The sequence below is a fragment of the Staphylococcus sp. GDB20D11A genome (assembly GCF_016893255.1).
Classification (GTDB): domain Bacteria; phylum Bacillota; class Bacilli; order Staphylococcales; family Staphylococcaceae; genus Staphylococcus; species Staphylococcus aureus.
On the sequence record NZ_JAFEPJ010000016.1, the window covers coordinates 138,951 to 161,177 of the forward strand.

The window sequence follows — 22,227 nt, forward strand, 5'->3', positions numbered from 1 at the left end:
TAACTTGGAAAATACTTATTGTCAATATATTTTTACAGACTGAAAGATATTTCTTTCAGCCTGTAATTGTTTATATCATTTATTATTTGAAACTTGCAGTATCAATTTTAACTCCAGGACCCATTGTTGTAGTTACAGCAACAGATTTGAAGTATGTACCTTTAGCAGATGATGGTTTAGCTTTAGCTAATACATCTTGTAAAGTATTGAAGTTTTCAATTAATTGTTCATCAGTAAATGAAACTTTACCAATTGATGCATGTACGATACCAGCTTTTTCAGCACGGTATTCTACTTTACCAGCTTTGATTTCTTCAACAGCTTTTTTAACATCCATTGTTACAGTTCCAGTTTTAGGGTTTGGCATTAAACCTTTTGGTCCTAATACACGACCTAATTTACCAACTTCACCCATCATGTCTGGTGTAGCAACTACTACATCGAAGTCGAACCAACCTTGTTGGATTTTTTGAACGTATTCTGCTTCACCTACATAGTCAGCACCTGCTGCTTCAGCTTCAGCAATTTTGTCACCTTTAGCGAATACTAATACACTTTGTGATTTACCAGTTCCGTTTGGTAATACAACTGCACCACGGATTTGTTGGTCATTTTTACGTGTATCAATTCCTAAACGGAATGCAACTTCAACAGAAGCGTCAAAGTTAGCAATGCTTGTTTCTTTAGCTAATTTAATTGCTTCTTCAACACTATAGTGCTGAGTACGGTCAACTTTACTAGCTGCTTCTTGATACTTTTTACCTTTTTTAGCCATTTATAGTTCCTCCTTTAGTGGTTTTAGCGGAATTTCCTCCCACATTACTTGCTAGATGCAAGTTAAGAGCAGACAACAGAAGAATTAATCTTATGAATAAATCAATCATTAATCTAGTCATTCAGATTATATTTATAATTCATCATTATTATCTCTGTTATCTGCTTCATCGTTTAAATCATGTAATCAAATTTAATATTCGTAAAATTATTCTACAACGATACCCATACTACGTGCAGTACCTTCGATAATACGCATAGCTGCTTCTTCGTCAGCAGCGTTTAAGTCTTGCATTTTGCTGTTAGCAATTTCGCGTACTTGATCTTTAGTTACTGTAGCAACTTTAGTTTTGTTTGGTTCACCTGAACCTTTTTCAATACCAGCTGCTTTTTTAAGTAATACTGGAGCCGGTGGAGTTTTTGTAATAAATGTAAATGAACGATCTTCATAAACACTGATTTCTACCGGAATAATTAAACCTGCTTGATCTTGAGTACGTGCATTGAACTCTTTACAGAATCCCATGATGTTCACACCTGCTTGACCTAATGCTGGACCAACTGGTGGTGCTGGATTCGCTTTACCTGCAGGAATTTGTAATTTAACAACTTTATCTACTTTTTTAGCCACGATGTGCACCTCCTTGATATCGTGATGTGGTCACAGGGCTCAGTTTTGCCCTCCCACTCTTAACATTTCGTGACGAAATGGGCGCTCTAAAAGCGCGACCACATAATTTTAACACTTTTCTAATTAAAAAATCAATACTCTTTTTTATCTTTTGGTTAGTTTAATAACTTTAATTGTTAATTAAAGCTTTTCTATTTGATCGAATTCAACTTCTACTGGTGTTTCTCGGCCAAACATATCTACTAATACTGTTAGCTTAAACTTATCTGTTTCAATTTCTTGAACTTCACCAACTTGATTCGCAAATGGACCTGATTTAATACGAACTTGCTCGCCAACTTCGAGTTCAACATCGATAGTCTTTTCTTTAAGACCCATTTGTTTTAAGATGAAGCGAACTTCTTCTGGTAACAATGGATTTGGCTTAGACCCTGCACCTGCAGAACCTACAAAACCAGTAACGCCTGGTGTATTTCTTACCACATACCATGATTCATCTGTCATGATTAATTCCACTAAAACATATCCAGGGAATGTTTTTTTAACGGTTGTTTTTGCTTTACCATCTTTTACTTGAGTTTCTTCTTCTTCCGGTATGACTACTCTAAAGATTTGTTCAGTCATATTCATAGATTCTACTCTTTTTTCTAAATTCTTTTTAACTTTATTTTCATATCCAGAATATGTATGCACTGCATACCAACGCTTTGCGCCAACTTCTTCAGACATGTCTTCACTCCTCTAACCAAATAATAAATTTTTCAATGCTGTAATTCCTAAATCTAAGGCATAGAAAAAGACTAAGAAGAATATAACAGTAGAAACTACAATTACAGTATATTTAAATAGCTCTTCTTTCGTCGGCCAACTTGTTTTTTCCATTTCAGACTTAACGCCTTTAAAGAAACTTTCTTTTTTAGCCATTTGCTCAACCTCCAAATCCTTTGAACATATTATCAAAGTATTATTTCGAATGTATTTATTTCGATTCTTTATGAATTGTGTGCGCGTTACATTTTGGACAATATTTCTTTAAGGTTAATCTTGTTGCCGAGCCTTCTTGCTTAGGAACATTATAATTTCTATTGCCACAAGCTTCACAATTTAAAGGTATTTTCCTCACAATAATTCACCTTTATTCATTATAATACCAGTATACTATACATAAAATTTATAACAAATGTCAAACCATCAAGAAGTAACACGTTCTAATTCAATTCACGTCCTAAGGCGCTTTTCAAATTATTTTGAAATAACGTTTTATTTTATTTTTACATCGTTGTATAGCATTATAAATCACTTTCTCTTTTACATGCATCAGTTGAGCAATTTCTCTCGGCTTATATTGTTCACACATTAAATACATGACATCTTTTTCAAATGCACTCAAATACTTAAACTGACGAATCAACTCTTTAATTGCTAATTTATTCAAATAATTGTTTTCAACATCATAACGCTTTATTGCACATGGATACGTAACTCTATATTCATTAATCAAATTATCCATTCTTTTATTTGTAGCTAAATATTTCCTCAAATAATCATACTTTACAGACGTAATTAAACATTGAACATAATTTGTGAAAGGCTGCTCTCCACTAAAATCAAATGTTTGGACCGACCTATACATCCGTATAAGTATTTCTTGATATAAGTCTTCTAAATCATAATGATTAAATCCAAATGTTTTGATGCGTCGAATAATTAATGGTTGTAGATCCATTACTAACTTTTCGAAGTCTTTATCATTTATTGCATTGTTACGTTTGATTGTACTGTCTTGAGTTGTCAAATCATATTTCAAGTATTAAACTAACCCCTTCTATCTAAAATTTAAGGTTAGTTTAATATTGTTACATTCAAAATTTCAAGATGAAGGAAATGTCATTTCTTATGATGTCCTCTTCGTATTTTTTCAAATTCTGCAAGGATTTCAGAAGATAACGGAATTCGAGTTCTTGGCTTGTTTTCACTTATATCATCTAATGATTTACTCACATCAATTTCATTTTCTTTTAAATCTCTCCACATTTCGCGAGATGATATTCTATATGCACCTGATCCAAAGATAGCATGTTGCTCACTCATATCACTTGTTACAACTGTAATATGCTTAGTGTGCTTGTCATAAAGTTCATAGACATAACGTTCTATGAAACTATCAGCTGTTTCTTTTTCCTTGGTAAAAATCGTTTTAACGCCATGATACATGTATTCTCTTTCAACACCCGATTGGTCATAAGCATCGAAAACACAAATAATTTCATCTGAAATAACAGCATTATAATTTGCAATTGCATCTATTAATTGCATTCTAGCTTCTTCTAAATTCTCTTTTGCAATGGCGCTTAGCGTTGGTGATTGTCCTATCATATTGTATCCATCAATGATTAAGTAACGTTCTTTCATTATATTTCTCCAACATCATGTCTTTTTCGAAATACTTCGTACATCATTAAACTTGCTGCAACCGAAGCATTCAAACTGTTTACATGTCCAACCATTGGAATCTTAATATAGAAATCGCATTTATCACTTACCAGACGACTCATACCCTGTCCTTCGCTGCCAATTACAATAGCCAATGACATGTCCGCTTCAAGATTTCTATAATCTGTTGCATTATTAGCTTCAGTGCCAGCTACCCAAAAGCCATTATCTTTTAGATCATCGATAGTTTTAGCTAAATTTGTCACTCGAATAACTGGTACATGTTCAATTGCACCTGTTGAGGCTTTTGCAACTGTTTGCGTTAGTGTAACTGAACGACGTTTAGGAATAATAACACCATCAACTCCCGTTGCATCTGCTGTTCTTAAAATTGATCCCAAGTTATGCGGGTCTTCTAAGCCGTCTAATATAAGTACTGTCGATAAACCTCCTTTTTCTTTTTGCTGTTTTAAAAATTGATCGAAGTCAGCATATTCATATGGTGCAATAAGCGCTGCAACACCCTGATGTGGTGCATTTGCTAAAAAATCTAATTTAGATTTTGGTACAGTTTGAACAATGATTTTTTGATCTTTTGCATTTTTTAAAATTTCATTAATTTGTTGCTTTTTAATACCTTCTTGAATCAATATCTTATTTATCGGATGCCCAGTAATAATCGCTTCTCTAACAGCATGCCTACCAACAATAACCGTATCTTCCACATTGTCACTACCTTTCGTTTACTATTGTTATTATTTTATTTAATAATGCCTCTAATCGTTCTTCTCTTTTTTCTAAATAAAGAAAACCTATCACTGCTTCTATCGCTGAACTTTTACGATATGTTTGAACATCAGTGTTTTTAGCTTTAGTATGACTTTTCGCGTTACGCCCTCGCTTCAAAATATCCATTTCTTCATCTGTAAACCATTCTTGCTCCATTAAATATTCTAACGTTTGCGCCTGACTTTTGGCAGATACATATTTTTTAGACATTTGATGTAGTTTATTAGGCTTACTTTTAAGCTTTAAAACGATATACGTACGTACATATTGATCTAAGACTGCGTCTCCCATATATGCTAAGGTCAATGGATTCAATAATTTAATGTGATTATCTTGTTGATTATCCACGTTTAAATCTAACCCCTTGAGGTGTGTCTTCTAATATAATGTTTTGTGATTTCAGCATGTCTCGAATCTCATCTGCTCGTGCAAAATCTTTGTTTTTCCTTGCTTCATTACGCTCTTCGATTAATTTTTCAACATCTTCATCCAATAATTCATCTGCATTTTTAGATTTTAACGGTACACCTAAAACATCGCTGAAAATTTGATAAACTGCTTTAAATTTATCAATTACTTCTGTTGATGTTGTATTCTCTAGTACATATTTATTCGCAAGTTTTGCTAAATCATACCAAGCTGTAATTGCATTAGCTGTATTAAAATCATCATTCATAACTGTTTCAAAACGATTTAAAATCGCATCAATTTGATCAATATATGTCTGTTGATTTTCAATATTAGTAGCAATTTGTGCGCGCTCTTCAATTAATTGATAACTATTGCGAATACGCTCTAGTCCACTACGTGCTGATTCAACCAATTCTAGATTATAGTTAATTGGACTTCTATAATGTACGCTAATCATAAAGAATCTTAGTACATCTGGATCAACTTCTTTAATAATATCGTGAACTAAAATAAAGTTGCCTAGTGATTTACTCATTTTTTCATTATCAATATTAATGAAACCATTATGCATCCAATAATTAGCAAATGGCGCATGATTATGTGCTTCCGATTGTGCTATTTCATTTTCATGATGTGGAAATTGTAAATCTGAACCACCCGCATGTATATCAATTGTAGGTCCTAGCTCATGAAATGCCATTACAGAACATTCAATATGCCATCCTGGTCTCCCTTCACCAAATGGACTATCCCAACTAATCTCGCCAGACTTCGCTTTTTTCCACAATGTAAAATCAAGTGCATCTTCCTTATGCTCTCCTGCATCTATACGAGCACCCACTTTTAAGTCATCTATGGATTGATGACTTAATTTACCATAACCTTCAAATTTACGTGTTCTAAAGTAAACATCGCCACCACTTTCATATGCATAACCTTGATCAACCAAATCTTTAATAAATTGAATAATGTCATCCATATGGTCCATTACCCTTGGATTTGAAGTCGCTTTTCTAACATTTAAAGCACCGACATCTTCATGAAAAGCAGCGATATATTTTTCTGCAATTTCGGGAACAGACTGATTTAATTCTTGAGAACGTTTAATTAATTTATCATCTACATCTGTAAAATTTGATACATATTCTACATTATATCCTTGGTATTCAAAGTAACGTCTCACTACGTCATAATTAATTGCTGGTCTTGCGTTACCAATATGAATGTAGTTATATACCGTAGGACCACATACATACATTTTTACCTTTCCTGGTTCTATTGGCTTGAACACTTCTTTTTGACGTGTAAGCGTATTATATAATGTAATCATCTTGAATCTCTCCATTCCTAGTCTTTTCAAGTTGTCGTTCTAAATGCTTAATTTGTTCATAAATTGGATCAGGTAGATGGCGATGATCAAATGTTTTTCCAACTCGAACACCATCTTGCTTAACAATATGTCCTGGTATACCAACAACCGTTGAATAACTTGGAACTGATTGTAAAACAACTGAATTTGCACCAATATTTACATTTGAATTTATTTTAATATTTCCTAAAACTTTCGCACCCGCTGCTATTAAAACATTGTCTCCTATATCTGGGTGTCTTTTCCCTCTTTCTTTCCCTGTCCCACCAAGTGTCACGCCTTGATAGATTGTCACATTATCACCAATTGTACATGTTTCTCCTATTACAACGCCCATACCATGATCTATAAATAGACGCTTTCCAATTTTAGCACCTGGATGGATTTCTATACCTGTGAAAAATCTTGAAATTTGAGATATCGCGCGTGCTGCAACATATTTTTTTTGGTTGTATAACTTATGTGCAATCAAATGACTCCAAACTGCATGTAAACCTGCATACGTTGTAATGACTTCTAATGTTGAACGTGCCGCTGGATCCTGCTCAAATACCATTTTTATATCGTCTCTCATTCTTTTTAACAAGATCATTTCCTCCTCAATGATTGAACTACGTAAATACATAATTGAAGTACGTGCGAAATTAAATATCAAAAAAGCACCACTAACATACAAATTGTATTGTTAGAGGCGCTTCCGCACGGTTCCACTCTGAATTTAGCGAATAACATTAATAAAATTGCGGGCGCTTCCAAATTATCAAGGAAACTATGTCAACTTAATGCTCATCACTCTCATTATATATTTAATTCATTTTACGAAGGTGCATTCATTAATTTCTACGTTGTACTCACAGCAACCGTACACTCTCTGCATCGTATAAATTTAATTACTAATCCTTCGTTTTATATAAAATACTCTATTCATATTGTTGTAATTTGTTAATACAACTTCATCATATGTGGTTACGTTATAAAATTCAAGTATATACTACCTTGATCTTGTCTATTTCATTACTTATATTGTTTTAAACGGTTTAGCACTTTTTCTTTTCCAAGTACTTCAATTGTATTTGGTAATTCAGGACCGTGCATTTGGCCTGTTACAGCAACACGAATAGGCATAAATAATTGCTTGCCTTTTATTCCTGTTTCTTTTTGAACTTCTTTAATTGTCTTTTTAATTTCAGCCGCTTCAAATGGTTCAAGTGCTTCTAATTTACTGAATAAGTGCGTCATTAACTCTGGTACTTGCTCTCCATTGATCACTTGTTGTTCTTCTTCACCAAGAGCTGGCATTTCTTTAAAGAACATTTCTGATAAAGGTACAATTTCACCGGCATAGCTCATTTCTTTTTGATAAAGAGCAATTAATTTGCGTCCCCAAGATAAATCCTCTTCTGACGGCGCCTCAGGAATCAAATTCGCTTTAATTAAATGAGGTAATGCTAATTGGAATACTGTTTCAGTATCTTTTTGTTTCATATATTGGTTATTAACCCATGCTAATTTTTGCTTATCGAAAAATGCTGGTGATTTTGACAAACGCTTTTCATCAAAGATTTTGATAAATTCTTCTTTAGAAAAGATTTCTTCTTCACCTTCAGGAGACCAACCTAATAACGCAATAAAATTAAATAACGCTTCAGGTAAATAACCTAAGTCACGATATTGCTCAATAAATTGTAAAATTTGCCCATCACGTTTACTTAACTTTTTACGTTCTTCATTAACAATTAATGACATATGACCAAAACGAGGTGGCTCCCAGCCAAATGCTTCATAAATCATAATTTGTTTAGGCGTGTTTGAAATATGATCATCACCACGAATAACATCTGAAATTTCCATGTAATGATCATCTATAGCTACTGCAAAATTGTACGTTGGAATGCCATCTTTTTTAACGATAACCCAGTCACCAATACCATTTGAATCAAATGAAATATTCCCTTTTACCATATCATCAAATGAATACGTTTGGTTTTGAGGTACTCGGAAACGAATTGATGGTTGGCGTCCTTCTGCTTCAAATTGTTGACGTTGTTCTTCAGTCAAATGCGCATGTTGACCACCATAGCGAGGCATTTCACCACGAGCGATTTGCGCTTCACGTTCAGCTTCTAATTCTTCTTCTGTCATATAGCATTTATATGCTTTATCTTCTGCTAGTAACTGATCTATTAATGGTTGGTAGATATGTTGACGTTCAGATTGACGATATGGTCCGTAGCCATTGTCTTTATCTACAGATTCATCCCAATCTAATCCTAACCATTTAAGATTATCAAATTGTGATGTTTCTCCATCTTCTAAATTACGTTTTTTATCAGTATCTTCAATTCGAATCACAAAATCTCCGTTGTAATGTTTAGCATACAAGTAATTGAATAATGCTGTTCTTGCATTACCAATATGAAGATAACCAGTTGGACTTGGTGCATATCTTACTCTTATACGATCGCTCATTTTTTTCACTCCTAAATTAAATATCAAATTTTCAAGTTAGTTCATATAAATTGTTCATTTGCTATCTTCGACCGTCATAACAAATGTGTAACTCGTCTTATTGTTAAAACGAAACAATGCTTTTTAACATGACCTTAAAATAATTTCATTGTTTAATCATAACATAATTCCCTGGGTAATATGCTTAAATTTTAAATAGAAAGCAGTTGTTTTTTCAACACTTTAAAAAAGCTATCCCTAAGAATCAAGACTGCACCACATACGCATTTCAACGACTTAAAAATGAATATTATGTGCTGTAAAATTAAACTTCAAATTAACTACTCAAATACGTTAAAATTGATTCTAATTTTGTATGTCTTGATTGCTATAAGAATAACTTTATTAATATCTAAAATTTAACACTTAATGAACTTGTTTCAATGATATATTAGCACTATTTGCATTTTTTGATAACTGATATGTTTTGCATTTATTTATAGTTATACTTCAAATTACAAACTTCGCCATTTCATATACCTTTTAATATCTATTTTATTTTCGTCAACTACAGTTTTTATAATGATACTGTATCTTCGATTTTTTTAGCAAAAACAATTCTTCCTGAAGATGTTTGCAATAAGCTGACTACTTCTAAATTGACATGACTGCCAATAAGATTTTTAGCATTATCAACAACTACCATCGTACCATCATCTAGATATCCTACTGCCTGACCAGGCTCTTTACCCATTTTTGTCAGTAAAATATGCAGTTGATCACCTTGATGTACATTAGGTTTGATTGCTTCTGATAAATCATTAACATTTAATGCTTTGATACCATGTACATGACAAACTTTATTCAAATTAAAGTCTGTCGTTATAATATTTGCGTGATATTGTTTAGCTAGTTTTAATAACATCGTATCAATATCACTATGTGATTTAGTCGGATGTATGACTTTTGTAGGATAATCTAAATCATACAATTCATTTAAAATATCTAAGCCTCTTTTACCCTTTTCACGTTTAACACTGTCATTTGAATCTGCAACAATTTGTAATTCATTAATAACACCTTGTGGAATTAAAATATTGCCATCGATAAAACCGCAACGAATGACTTCTAAAATACGACCATCAATAATTGCGCTTGTGTCGATAATTTTTGGCGTAGCACTTTTAGTATGTTGTGACATGGAACGCGCTATATTCTCAGGTAAAAACATTAACATTTCATCTCGTTTTTTAAGGCCAAATTGGAAACCGAAATAACATAGTAATATCGTAATTATGACAGGAATGAAATGATTAAAAATAGAGTTGCCAATTGATTCTAATATAAACGACACCATAACAGAAATAAGTAATCCGATTATTAAACCTATTGTTGCGAATAGTATTTCAACAGCGCTTCTACGCATAATAAAATGTTCTAAACCTTTTATAGCGTTAGTAACTCGTCTAATAAATACACCAAAAATTAAGAACATAAAAATACTACCGATAATGCCATCTACATAGTGATTTTTTAAAAAGCTGGAGTTTTGTAATCCAAGATCATTTGCAATTTCAGGAATAATAATTATTCCTAATGCGCTCCCAATAATTAAGTAAATAATAATAACCATTAGTTTAACGATATTCACACAATGTCCTCCTTTCTTGATGTTTTATGAATGAAGAGCAAATGACAATGCTTCATGTACAGTAGTTACACCTATTACTTGTATACCTTCAGGATATGTCCATCCGCCTATATTATTTTTAGGAATAATTACACGTTTGAAACCTAGTTTTGCAGCCTCTTGCACGCGTTGTTCTATCCGAGATACACGACGTACCTCACCCGTTAAACCAACTTCTCCAATATAGCAATCTAATCCGTCGACAGCTTTATCTTTAAAGCTAGACGCAGTTGCTACAATTACACTTAAATCAACTGCTGGCTCCGTTAACTTTACACCGCCAGCTACTTTGATATAAGCATCTTGTTGTTGTAATAAATAATTTTCTTTCTTTTCCAAAACAGCCATCAACAAACTTAATCGATTATGATCAATCCCTGTTGCCATTCGTCTCGGATTGTTAAAAGTCGTTGGAGTTACCAGCGCTTGAACTTCTATTAAAAGTGGTCTGGTTCCCTCCATGGTTGCAACAATTGTTGAACCTGGAACATTTGTTGAACGTTCTTCTAAAAACATTTCAGATGGATTATTTACACCTTTTAATCCACTTTGCTTCATTTCGAAGATTCCCATTTCATTCGTTGAACCAAAACGGTTTTTAACAGCTCGCAAAATTCGATATGCGTGGTGTTCATCACCTTCAAAATAAAGCACAGTATCAACCATGTGTTCTAGCAATCTTGGGCCAGCAATTTGACCTTCTTTCGTTACATGACCCACTATAAAAGTTGCAATGTTCATTTGTTTAGCAATATTCATTAAACTTTGTGTGCTTTCACGAACTTGTGAAACAGAACCTGGCGCAGAGCTGATTTCAGGATGATATATTGTTTGAATCGAATCCACTACTAATAAATCAGGTTGTTCTTCTTTTACTGTTTGATAAATAACTTCAAGATCTGTTTCAGCTAATACTTGCAATTCACTTGAATCTTCATCTAATCGCTCTGCACGTAATTTAGTCTGACTAAGCGATTCTTCTCCAGTAATATATAGTACTTTTTTCTTTTGAGATAACGATGCACAAATTTGTAAAAGTAACGTTGACTTACCAATACCTGGATCCCCACCAATAAGTACTAACGATCCGCTCACAATACCTCCACCTAATACACGGTTGAATTCTGCTGAATCTGTTAACACTCTCGGCGTTGTTTCATGTTTAATACTATTTAATTTTTGTACTTTACCTGCTAATTCCTTGGTTTTCACTCCATGTTTAGGATTGGCTGCTTTTTCAACAATTTCCTCCATTTGATTCCAAGCGCCACAATTAGGACATTTCCCCATCCATTTAGGAGATTGATAACCACAAGCCATACATTCAAAAATCACTTTTTTCTTGGCCAAAATTGCACCTCCACTTTCCTTTGAACAAATCTATTTTAAACGCACATTCCCATTATGACAAATTAAATGTGAGTTACATTTGTTTGTATTTTAACATGACTACTAACGCAAACTGTTTTATCAGATTTATTTTTTATGAATATTATAAAATAAACTTACATCATGTTGATAGTCGATATCTTTCAAAGATAAAATCTTAATAATTTCTTAGTAAACTCTTTTCTCTAGATTTATCACAATATTATATAGACCTATTTTATTTTGACGTAAGTTGCTAGTATCTTCAAACAAAAAACCTTTATAAAAATTCATACCTTTATGCTATCGCTGTAGGCTCATTAACTTGTTTCATATAATTCTTAACTATACTTTGATGATTATTTTATTAGATTGTTTCGTTGATGGATACTTTCACGAATTTCTATAGTTCAATGCTACTAAAAAAACAGCCCAAAACTTTAATTTGTTTTGGACTGTTTTATAATTATGCTTGCGATGGTGTTTTAGTTTCTGAAGTTTGTTCAGCAATGTCATATTTAAACTCTTTACCATTATGATCTACTGTAACTTTCTTACCTTCAATTTGATTACCATCTAATATTAATTCACTTAAATTATCTTCGATAGTTTTTTGTATCGCTCTAATTAATGGTCTTGCACCATATTCTGGATCATATCCTTCTTCTGCGATTTTGTCTTTCGCTTTATCAGTAACAATAATATTTATGTTTTGTTCAGATAATCGATTTGTTAATTTATTAACCATCATTGTTACAATTTCTTTTAATTCTTCTTTTGTTAGTTTATGGAATACAATGATATCATCTACACGGTTTAAAAATTCTGGACGGAATGAATTTTTTAATTCTTTTAACATCGTTTTTCGAATTGTTTCATAATCTTGTCCATCACTTGAACCACCGAATCCAGCAAATCGTTGATCTTGTAATTCTTGTGCTCCAACGTTTGATGTCATTATGATAATTGTATTTCTGAAATCAACTGTACGTCCTTTTGTATCTGTCAAATGTCCGTCATCTAAAACTTGTAATAGAATATTAAATACATCTGGATGTGCTTTTTCAATTTCATCAAATAAAATTACAGAATATGGTTTACGTCTAACTTTTTCAGTTAATTGTCCACCATCATCATGACCAACATATCCTGGAGGAGCACCAACTAATCGGCTCACTGCGTGTTTTTCCATAAATTCACTCATGTCTACACGGATCATCGCATCATCATCGCCGAACATTGATTCAGCTAAAGCTCTAGCTAATTCAGTTTTACCAACACCAGTTGGTCCAAGGAAGATAAAGCTACCAATTGGTCGTTTAGGATCTTTTAACCCTGCACGGGCACGTCTAACCGCTTTACTGATTGAATTAACAGCATCTTTTTGCCCAATAACTCTCTCATGTAATGTATCTTCTAGACTAAGAAGTTTTTCAGATTCTGTTTCATTGATTTTAGTTAATGGGATACCTGTCCATCCTGCAATGACTTCAGCAATATCTTCTTCTGACAATGAAGTTGACATGCCATTTTGTGCGTTCTTCCATTCATTTTTAGCTTCTTCATATTGCTTTTCAAGTTTTGTTTGTTTATCACGCAGATTAGCAGCATTTTCAAACTCTTGAGCATGTACTGCGGCATCTTTTTCATTTTTAACTTTTTCAATTTCTTGTTCAATTTCTTTTAAATTATTAGGTGTCGTATGACTCTTAAGTCTTACTTTAGAACTTGCTTCATCAATTAAATCAATTGCTTTATCTGGTAAGAAACGATCTGAAACGTATCTGTTACTTAATTTAACAGCTGCTTCAATAGCTTCGTCTGAAATATTAATACGATGGTGTGCTTCGTAACGATCTCTTAATCCTTTTAAAATAGCAACTGTATCTACTACTGAAGGTTCATCAACTTGTACAGGTTGGAAACGACGTTCTAAAGCCGCGTCTTTTTCAATATTTTTGCGATATTCATCTAATGTAGTAGCACCAATACATTGTAATTCACCACGTGCTAATGCCGGTTTCAAAATATTCGAAGCATCGATAGCACCTTCAGCACCACCAGCACCAACTAAAGTATGCAACTCATCAATAAATAGGATGACATTACCTGCTTGTTGGATTTCTTCCATAACCTTTTTCAGACGCTCTTCAAATTCACCACGATATTTAGTACCTGCAACTACTGTTCCCATATCTAAAGACATAACACGCTTATCTTTTAATGTCTCTGGCACCTCATTATTCACTATGGCTTGCGCTAAACCTTCAGCAATAGCAGTTTTACCAACACCTGGCTCTCCAATAAGCACAGGATTATTTTTCGTACGTCTACTTAATACTTCAATTACACGTGTAATTTCTTTATCACGTCCTATAACAGGATCTAATGTACCGTCTTTGGCAATGACTGTTAAGTCACGAGCTAAACTATCTAAAGTTGGAGTATTATTTGACTTACTAGCTTGTGCATTTTTATTACTCATTTCAGGGTTTCCTAAAGCTTTCACAACTTGTGCACGTGCTTTAGTAATATTTAAATCTAGATTTGCAAAAACTCTTGCTGCAACACCTTCATTTTCACGAATCAAGCCTAATAAAATATGTTCCGTTCCAACAAAATTGTGATGTAATTTTCTAGCTTCATCCATCGATAATTCAATGACTTTTTTAGCTCTAGGTGTATAATGCAATGTACCAACATGATCTTGACCATGTCCAATTAATTTTTCAACTTCTTCAATTACTTTATCTTCAGTGATATTAAAACTTTCTAATACTTTTGCAGCAATTCCTTCAGGTTCTTTCATTAACCCCAATAATAGGTGTTCTGTTCCTATATTTGAATGATTTAAACGAATTGCTTCTTCTTGTGCATGTGCTAATACGCGCTGTGCACGTTCAGTTAATCTACCAAATAACATAAATAATGACCTCCTACTTTATATGTTCTCTTAGTATATCTGCTCGTTTTTCTTTTACAGATTTGTCATCTTCTTCATCTAATAAAAATGGTGACTGTATAGCTACCATCAATTCATTAAATTTAAAGTTTTGTAATTCAATGTAATTTAAATCTATACCAAGTTTAACTTCGCTTAATCTATAAGAAGCCTCTTCCATAGTTATCATTCTACAGTTTTGTAAAATACCTAGCGAGCGAAAAACACGGTCTTGTGTTTCTAATTGATTATAAGTGTCTAACTTTTGTCGTATTTGTTTTTCTTCATGAATGATTTGATTAACAACTTCTGTTAATGTTTCTATGATTTCTAACTCAGATTTACCAAGTGTAAGTTGGTTGGATACTTGATAAGTATGTCCATAAACTTGCGAACCTTCACCGTAAATACCTCTGATTGTATATCCAAAACGATTAATGGTTTGAGCAATCCGTGTCATTCTTTTCATAATAGATAGACCTGGTAAATGTAGCATCACGCTTGCTCTCATACCAGTACCTATATTGGTAGGACATGTAGTTAAATAACCAAATTGTTCATCATAACTTATATCAAGGCTTCGATCTAATTCATCATCAATTGATGAAGCTTGATTATATAAAGCCTGTAATGTCGTGTCAGTTCCCATAGCTTGAATACGAATATGATCCTCTTCATTTATCATGACACTTAAAGATTCATCATCATTCACTAATACTGCGGCTGCTGGTTGTTTTATTAGTTCAGGACTAATCAAATGCTTTGCAACCATTTTCATTTTACTTTGTTGATCCATTTGATCAAGACGCATTAATTCAAAATTTGGCAAGGCATCTTGTACCTCATTTATAACTCTAAATCCATCATTTTCAGTAGCATACATTAGTGGATGCACATGATTTTCTAAATTACGCGCTAACCGAATTCTAGAAGACATAACAATGGGTGTTTCTTCATTACTTTTCATCCATTGGCTGATATTATCATGAATATTATGCGTCATCATGTTGCACCTCACTCTCAGCTTTTAGTGCTTTAATTTCATCTCTAACAATGGCTGCTTCCTCAAAATCTTGGATTTCAATAAGTTTTTTCAAATATTCATTCTTTTCTTCGATTTTTCTCTTTAAAGCTATCTTTTTATGTGAAGAATGTGGTGTCTTTCCAACGTGCTCAAATTGTCCACCTTGAACTCTGCGGACGATATCAATGATGTCATCTTTAAATGTTGCATAACAATTAGCACACCCAAATTTACCAACATGTGCAATATCTTTCAAAGTCATATGACATGATGGGCAACGTTTTTCTTCTTTAAACGCTACTTCTTGAAAATTAATGCCATGTTTCGTAGCTAAATGTTGTAAAATTTGCTTAACAACAAATGCTTCTTCGAAATTATCTTGATGTTCTTGATATTCAGGTTGTTCATTAGCTTGATTCCACGGATGGTGCCCCTCAGCACAAGTTTGACACACCATTTTTTCTTCTGTTTTATTTTTACTTGTAACTTTAACTTTTAATTCCGCTTCATTAAGTTGACAATTTTCACAAAGCACTTCAACACCTCATTTCATTTAGTAATAATTTATAACTGGTAACAAACGTTTTAAAATATTTGCTCTAATAATATCTCTAGAAACCATATCCATTGATAGCGTTTCTCTATCAATAACTGCTTGAATCATTTTAGCTTCACGTTCATTTATTAACATTTTATCTAAAAGCCCATCAATAATATAGTAAGCTTGTTGTTGAGAAATAGAAGGTCCAATCAACTGAAGCAAATGATTAATATAACCTGTTGCATCTTTATTTTCAATTTTAGTGATTCGGATGTAACCACCACCACCACGTTTACTTTCGATTTCATAACCATGTTCATTAGTGAATCGTGTTTTGATTACATAGTTTAATTGTGATGGTACGCAATCAAAACGCTGCGCGATATTCGCTCTCTGAATTTCAACGACATCCTCATTCGACTCTTCAAATAAACGTTTGATGTATTGTTCTATGATGTCAGACATATTGTGCATGTATATCACCCCTTTTTGACCTTCTTTGACTATATTATATGACCTATTTTGACCTTTTTCAATTAATTTGTTTTTATATTTTCAAAAATTTATGATGTTAGCCCTTCCATTTTATTGTATGATAGATTGTAGAAAAAACTAAAGGAATGAGAAATATATGCATATTCTAATTGGGATTATCGGAATTATCTTCTTTTTAGCACTTGCGTTTCTATTTAGCTCAGACAGGAAAAATATTCGCTGGAAATATGTAGGAATTTTACTTGCAATTCAGCTTATCTTTGCATTTATCTTGCTTAAAACTACAATGGGAATCAAGGTTATTGGTGGTATTTCAAACGGTTTTAACTACTTATTATTAAAAGCTGCAGATGGTGTTAACTTTGTATTCGGTGGTATTCAATATATCGATCCTAAGCAACCACCATTCTTCTTCAGTGTATTATTACCTATCGTATTTATTTCAGCGATTATCGGTATCCTTCAATACACAAAGATTTTACCTTTAATCATTAATGTTTTAGGATTCTTAATTTCTAAAATTAATGGTATGGGACGTTTAGAATCATACAATGCAGTTGCTGCAGCAATTTTGGGACAATCTGAAGTATTTATTTCAATTAAAAAACAATTACCATACATACCTAAGCAACGTTTATACACATTAACAGCTTCAGCAATGTCGACTGTATCTGCTTCAATTATCGGTGCATACTTTACCTTAATTGAACCTAAATATGTTGTAACGGCTGTTGTCTTAAACTTATTTGGTGGTTTCATCATCGCTTCAATTATTAACCCTTATAAAGTTAATGAAGAAGATGACAAATTATTAGTTGAAGAAACTGAAGAAAGACAACAATCATTCTTCGAAATGCTAGGAGAATATATTTTAGATGGATTTAAAGTAGCTGTCATTGTAGGCGCAATGTTAATCGGATACATTGCCATTATCGCTCTATTAAATGGAATTGTAAGCAATATCTTTAGTACAGTTTCAGGTGGCGCTATTTCTTGGGACTTCCAAACATTAATTGGTTTTGTCTTTGCACCATTTGCATTCTTAGTAGGTGTGCCATGGCAAGATGCAGTTCAAGCCGGTTCAGTTATGGCGACAAAACTATTATCTAACGAATTTGTAGCAATGCAAGCACTTGGTAAACTTAGTGATTTATCTGAACACGCAAAAGGTGTTACATCTGTATTCTTAGTATCATTTGCTAACTTTAGCTCTATTGGTATTATTTCAGGTGCGATTAAATCACTTAATGACAAAAAAGGAGATACAGTTGCCCGCTTTGGTTTGAAATTATTATTCGGTGCAACACTAGTATCTTTCATTTCAGCTGCAATCGCTGGATTCTTTATTTAACAAATACATCAACATCGAATTAACCCCTTCAAAATTTTGACTATTCTCAGTCTCTTTGAAGGGTTTTTTTCTTATGTATATCTTTATTTTTTATCATTTTTAATTTTGACATAAAAATCAACTCCTCCAAAGCTAAGTTTGAAGGAGATATTTTCTTCTCAACAAATCTATAAATATCAATAATTCGTTGATTTAGCATACATTAAGCTATGCTTTTTTTACAATATGATTAATAAAGTAATCAGTTACTCTATAGTCATCTGTTAATTCAGTATGGAATGATACGCCTAAATATTTACCTTGCTGGACAGCTACAATTTTCTCATTAACCTTACATAGGATATCTACGCCTTGACCTACTTTTTCAATATGTGGCGCTCTTATAAAGACACCTTCAATATCTGTAGCGATACCTTTAATATCTAATTCTGTTTCAAAGCTGTCAACTTGTCTACCGAATGAGTTTCGTTGTACAGTAATATTCAACTTGTTAAGGTATCCTTCTTCACCAACTATATCTTGCGCTAGAACTATTAATCCTGCGCATGTACCAAACATAGGTAAAGTTGAATTTTGTAAAGCCTCTTTAAATCCATATAAATTCATTAATCGACGTAACGTTGTAGACTCGCCACCAGGTAATATTAAGCCCTCGATTTCTTCTAATTGTTCAACTTTTTTAACTGCAATACCTTCATGACCACTTAATTCAATATGTCTAATATGTTCACGTACTGCACCTTGTAATGCTAATACACCTATTTTCATATCTTACCAACCACGCTCTTGCATACGTTCTTCTAATGATAATTGATTGATATCTAAACCTTTCATAGCAGTGCCAAGTTCACTTGCTAATCTTCCAATTAGTTCATAGTCTTGGTAATGTGTTGTTGCTTGAACAATTGCTTTAGCAAATTTTTCTGGATCTTCTGATTTAAAAATACCTGATCCAACGAATACACCGTCGGCACCTAATTCCATCATTAAAGCAGCATCTTGAGGAGTCGCAACGCCACCTGCTGCAAAGTTAACTACCGGTAAACGACCATTGTCTTTAATTTGTTTTAAAATTTCATAAGGCGCACCGATATCTTTCGCAAAAGTCATAATCTCATCATCATTCATTACAGTCAATCGACTAACTTCAGAATTAACTTGTCTCATATGTCTTACAGCTTCAACAATATTACCTGTACCTGGTTCACCTTTAGTACGTAACATAGCAGCACCTTCACCGATTCTTCGTGCAGCTTCACCTAAATTACGACAACCACATACAAATGGCACTGTAAATTGATCTTTTCTTAAGTGATATTCCTCATCTGCTGGTGTTAATACTTCTGATTCATCAATATAGTCAACACCCATAGCTTCTAATACTCTTGCTTCTGTAATATGACCAATACGTGCTTTAGCCATTACAGGAATTGAAACAGCATTCATTACTTCTTCTACAATTTTAGGATTTGCCATACGTGCAACGCCACCAGCTGCTCTAATATCAGAAGGTACACGCTCTAAAGCCATGACTGCTACCGCACCTGCTTCTTCCGCAATTCTTGCTTGCTCAGCATTAACGACATCCATGATAACGCCGCCTTTTTGCATTTCGGCCATACCTCTTTTGACTCTGTCTGATCCAATTATTTTACTCATTTTATATAAAACCCCTTTTCAAGTTGATTAAATTCATTGTAATGTATAAACTGATATTTAAAAAGGTACAAAATAATATAAAATTAGGAGGTCAGTTTTAAAAATGAAAAACACTTTATACCATCAACTTTATGAAAAATTAAAAAAACAAATAATTGAAGGTCAATTTCAAGAAGGTGATAAGTTTTATTCAAAGAGACAATTAAGCAAACATTTATCTATTAGCCAAACAACAGTAGAGCATGCTTATCAACTATTATTAGACGAGGGATACATATATTCGAGACCTCGCTCTGGTTATTATGTATCTGAAATTGAATCTTTAACCATTTTAAATACTCAACCTATCCATTCTCTTTTTGATGATGATTCATATAAACCAAAAACTAGTGATGAAACTTATGATTACGCTTTTAATTTAGATGAAATAGACACGAAGCATTTCCCAATAGAACTTTTCAGAAAGTATTCAAAAGATCTTTATGATAAAACCCATTCAAATAAATTACTTAGAGGCCATTTTCAAGGAGAATTACATTTGCGGTTTCAACTGGCATTTTATTTATTTACTAATCGTGGCGTAATTTGTGATCCTAATCAAATTATAATTGGCTCATCTACCGAACAATTAGTAAATCAATTAGTCGATTTACTTTATACTTCAACGTTTATTATCGAAAAACCTAGTTATCCACCAATCAAAAATATTTTAGATAAAAAACAAGTTGAATATGAACAAATTGAAGTTGAAGATAATGGAATAAACGTAGATGAAGTTATTAAATCACAAAAAAATATAGTATATATAACGCCTTCCCATCAATTTCCAACTGGATATGTAATGGACTTAAAAAAGCGAACTCAATTAATACAATGGGCTCAAGAAAAAGAAGAACGATTTATTATAGAAGATGATTATGATTCCGAGTTTAGATATTTCGGTAAACCCATTCCAGCAATTCAAGGTCTATATTCAAGAGGAGAAAAAGTGATTTATATCAGTACATTTTCAAAGTCTATTTTTCCTAGCTGTCGTGTTGCATATATGGTGTTACCCTATTCTATAATGAAAAAATATCATTCTCAAAATCACATTGAAGGCAACACTGTACCTGTTCATATGCAAAACCTTATTGCAATGTTTATATCTTCCGGTGGTTTTGAAAGGCATTTAAATAAAATGAGACGAATTTATCGTAGAAAACTAACCTATATTTTAAATAGATTGAAGCCTTACAATGAGCAGCTTGATATTCAAGGTGCTGAAACAGGTATGCATTTTACAATTACAGTAAAAAACGGATTAACATTACAAGAGTGTCTTGATAGAGCAAATAAAGTAAAGTTAAAATTACAAGTTTATAATTTTGATGATGACCAAGACTATAAGAAAACCCCTAAATTTATATTAGGCTTTGGCGGTATAGACGATGATGCTTTAAAACCGCATGTAGACGCTCTAATAAAATCATTAATTATAAAGTAACACTTCTTTGATAAAAGTTAGTGTTACTTATGCAATAGCTTGTCTATTGTATAATAATTAATTTCCTTTTTGTATTTCAATAAAGTATATAAAAGAGCAGTAAGATCATTTTCGATTAGATACTGTCTTACTGCTCTTCTCTATTTATACAATATTTTGTTTTGGATGATATCATTTTAGATTTGTATAAACACAAAATTAAAAATGTACATACTTAGACAATCGAAAGTTCACATTATTAAATTATCATTTCCAAAACTCAATGCGGCTCATCGCATCCATTTTTGCCTGGCAACGTTCTACTCTAGCGGAACGTAAGTTGGCTACCATCGTCGCTAAAGACCTTTCTTGTCTTGTGACAATCGCTTGCTTCTTTCCTCTCCTTCGGCTCTCGCTTACTCATTTAGCTCTACTAAACTCGTTGCGCTCTTTTCTCGTTTCGTCAGATTCAAACGTTTTCACTTCGCCAAGCCATTTTTCTTTGTGTTAACTCTTATTTTGACATTTTAGACATAAAAAAAGAGACCTTGCGGTCTCAACTTGCCTGGCAACGTTCTACTCTAGCGGAACGTAAGTTAGCTACCATCCTCGCTAAGAACCTTTCTTGTCTTGTGACAATCGCTTGCTTCTTTCCTCTCCTTCGGCTCTCGCTTACTCATTTAGCTCTACTAAACTCGTTGCGCTCTTTTCTCGTTTCGTCAGATTCAAACGTTTTCACTTCGCCAAGCCATTTTTCTTTGTGTTAACTCTTATTTTGACGTTTTAGACATAAAAAAAGAGACCTTACGGTCTCAACTTGCCTGGCAACGTTCTACTC

At 33.1% G+C, this 22,227-nt stretch carries 22 protein-coding genes; 2 read left to right on the forward strand and 20 right to left on the reverse strand.

Translation table 11 applies throughout. The features are described from left to right. Positions 1–82 precede the first annotated feature (82 nt). The 18 genes from rplA to JV528_RS09400 form a co-directional block, all read right to left on the reverse strand. A complete protein-coding gene (gene rplA, locus JV528_RS09315) occupies positions 83–775 on the reverse strand; it encodes a 50S ribosomal protein L1 (protein WP_001074619.1) in 693 nt (230 codons plus the stop codon). 207 nt (positions 776–982) lie between these two features. Beyond that, positions 983–1,405: a 50S ribosomal protein L11 gene (gene rplK, locus JV528_RS09320; RefSeq protein ID WP_001085792.1), complete on the reverse strand. Its 423-nt coding sequence runs from the start codon at positions 1,403–1,405 to the stop codon at positions 983–985. 180 nt (positions 1,406–1,585) lie between these two features. Next, the gene (nusG, locus tag JV528_RS09325; RefSeq protein WP_001288302.1) at positions 1,586–2,134 is read right to left on the reverse strand and encodes a transcription termination/antitermination protein NusG; all 549 of its coding nucleotides are present in this window, start codon (positions 2,132–2,134) and stop codon (positions 1,586–1,588) included. 12 nt (positions 2,135–2,146) lie between these two features. Beyond that, a complete protein-coding gene (gene secE, locus JV528_RS09330) occupies positions 2,147–2,329 on the reverse strand; it encodes a preprotein translocase subunit SecE (RefSeq protein WP_001074473.1) in 183 nt (60 codons plus the stop codon). Between the two features lie 55 nt (positions 2,330–2,384). Further along, on the reverse strand, positions 2,385–2,528 hold the full coding sequence (rpmG, locus tag JV528_RS09335; protein ID WP_001788193.1) for a 50S ribosomal protein L33: 144 nt from the start codon (positions 2,526–2,528) through the stop codon (positions 2,385–2,387). A 114-nt stretch (positions 2,529–2,642) separates the two neighbouring features. Further along, positions 2,643–3,212, reverse strand: a complete 570-nt coding sequence (locus JV528_RS09340; protein ID WP_000872875.1) for a sigma-70 family RNA polymerase sigma factor — start codon at positions 3,210–3,212, stop codon at positions 2,643–2,645. Between the two features lie 80 nt (positions 3,213–3,292). Further along, positions 3,293–3,817, reverse strand: coding sequence for an NYN domain-containing protein (locus JV528_RS09345; RefSeq protein WP_000664738.1), 525 nt, complete (start codon positions 3,815–3,817; stop codon positions 3,293–3,295). Next, complete coding sequence (gene rlmB / locus JV528_RS09350) at positions 3,817–4,563, reverse strand: 23S rRNA (guanosine(2251)-2'-O)-methyltransferase RlmB (protein WP_000390334.1); 747 nt, start codon at positions 4,561–4,563, stop codon at positions 3,817–3,819. The genes JV528_RS09345 and rlmB overlap by 1 nt, the downstream gene beginning before the upstream one ends. 7 nt (positions 4,564–4,570) lie before the next feature. Beyond that, on the reverse strand, positions 4,571–4,975 hold the full coding sequence (locus JV528_RS09355) for a Mini-ribonuclease 3 (RefSeq protein ID WP_000370182.1): 405 nt from the start codon (positions 4,973–4,975) through the stop codon (positions 4,571–4,573). Continuing rightward, on the reverse strand, positions 4,968–6,368 hold the full coding sequence (gene cysS / locus JV528_RS09360) for a cysteine--tRNA ligase (protein ID WP_000631972.1): 1,401 nt from the start codon (positions 6,366–6,368) through the stop codon (positions 4,968–4,970). Before cysS ends, JV528_RS09355 begins: the two co-directional genes overlap by 8 nt. Continuing rightward, the gene (gene cysE, locus JV528_RS09365; protein ID WP_001805237.1) at positions 6,352–6,999 is read right to left on the reverse strand and encodes a serine O-acetyltransferase; all 648 of its coding nucleotides are present in this window, start codon (positions 6,997–6,999) and stop codon (positions 6,352–6,354) included. The genes cysS and cysE overlap by 17 nt, the downstream gene beginning before the upstream one ends. A gap of 422 nt (positions 7,000–7,421) precedes the next feature. Further along, positions 7,422–8,876 carry a glutamate--tRNA ligase gene (gene gltX, locus JV528_RS09370; RefSeq protein ID WP_001283785.1) on the reverse strand — a complete coding sequence of 485 codons (1,455 nt, stop codon included), beginning with the start codon at positions 8,874–8,876 and terminating at the stop codon, positions 7,422–7,424. 556 nt (positions 8,877–9,432) lie between these two features. After that, entirely contained in the window at positions 9,433–10,506 is a 1,074-nt protein-coding gene (locus tag JV528_RS09375; protein WP_001028373.1) for a PIN/TRAM domain-containing protein, read from the reverse strand. A 24-nt stretch (positions 10,507–10,530) separates the two neighbouring features. Then, on the reverse strand, positions 10,531–11,895 hold the full coding sequence (gene radA / locus JV528_RS09380) for a DNA repair protein RadA (RefSeq protein WP_001085219.1): 1,365 nt from the start codon (positions 11,893–11,895) through the stop codon (positions 10,531–10,533). Between the two features lie 484 nt (positions 11,896–12,379). Then, on the reverse strand, positions 12,380–14,836 hold the full coding sequence (locus JV528_RS09385; protein ID WP_000897135.1) for an ATP-dependent Clp protease ATP-binding subunit: 2,457 nt from the start codon (positions 14,834–14,836) through the stop codon (positions 12,380–12,382). Between the two features lie 13 nt (positions 14,837–14,849). Next, on the reverse strand, positions 14,850–15,857 hold the full coding sequence (locus JV528_RS09390; RefSeq protein ID WP_196496760.1) for a protein arginine kinase: 1,008 nt from the start codon (positions 15,855–15,857) through the stop codon (positions 14,850–14,852). After that, positions 15,847–16,413, reverse strand: a complete 567-nt coding sequence (locus JV528_RS09395; protein ID WP_000882069.1) for a UvrB/UvrC motif-containing protein — start codon at positions 16,411–16,413, stop codon at positions 15,847–15,849. The genes JV528_RS09390 and JV528_RS09395 overlap by 11 nt, the downstream gene beginning before the upstream one ends. Positions 16,414–16,431: 18 nt before the next feature. After that, positions 16,432–16,893, reverse strand: a complete 462-nt coding sequence (locus JV528_RS09400; protein WP_000551762.1) for a CtsR family transcriptional regulator — start codon at positions 16,891–16,893, stop codon at positions 16,432–16,434. 157 nt (positions 16,894–17,050) lie between these two features. On the opposite strand from JV528_RS09400, the gene JV528_RS09405 reads away from it, so the two are divergent. After that, on the forward strand, positions 17,051–18,265 hold the full coding sequence (locus JV528_RS09405; protein WP_000547794.1) for a NupC/NupG family nucleoside CNT transporter: 1,215 nt from the start codon (positions 17,051–17,053) through the stop codon (positions 18,263–18,265). Positions 18,266–18,472: 207 nt separating this feature from the next. On the opposite strand, the gene pdxT is transcribed toward JV528_RS09405, so the two are convergent. Further along, the gene (pdxT, locus tag JV528_RS09410) at positions 18,473–19,033 is read right to left on the reverse strand and encodes a pyridoxal 5'-phosphate synthase glutaminase subunit PdxT (RefSeq protein WP_204177491.1); all 561 of its coding nucleotides are present in this window, start codon (positions 19,031–19,033) and stop codon (positions 18,473–18,475) included. Positions 19,034–19,036: 3 nt separating this feature from the next. After that, the gene (gene pdxS / locus JV528_RS09415; RefSeq protein ID WP_000034728.1) at positions 19,037–19,924 is read right to left on the reverse strand and encodes a pyridoxal 5'-phosphate synthase lyase subunit PdxS; all 888 of its coding nucleotides are present in this window, start codon (positions 19,922–19,924) and stop codon (positions 19,037–19,039) included. Positions 19,925–20,027: 103 nt separating this feature from the next. Here pdxS and pdxR point away from each other — a divergent pair, with 103 nt between their 5' ends. Further along, positions 20,028–21,410, forward strand: a complete 1,383-nt coding sequence (gene pdxR / locus JV528_RS09420; RefSeq protein WP_000799266.1) for a MocR-like pyridoxine biosynthesis transcription factor PdxR — start codon at positions 20,028–20,030, stop codon at positions 21,408–21,410. The last annotated feature ends 817 nt before the right edge of the window (positions 21,411–22,227 follow it).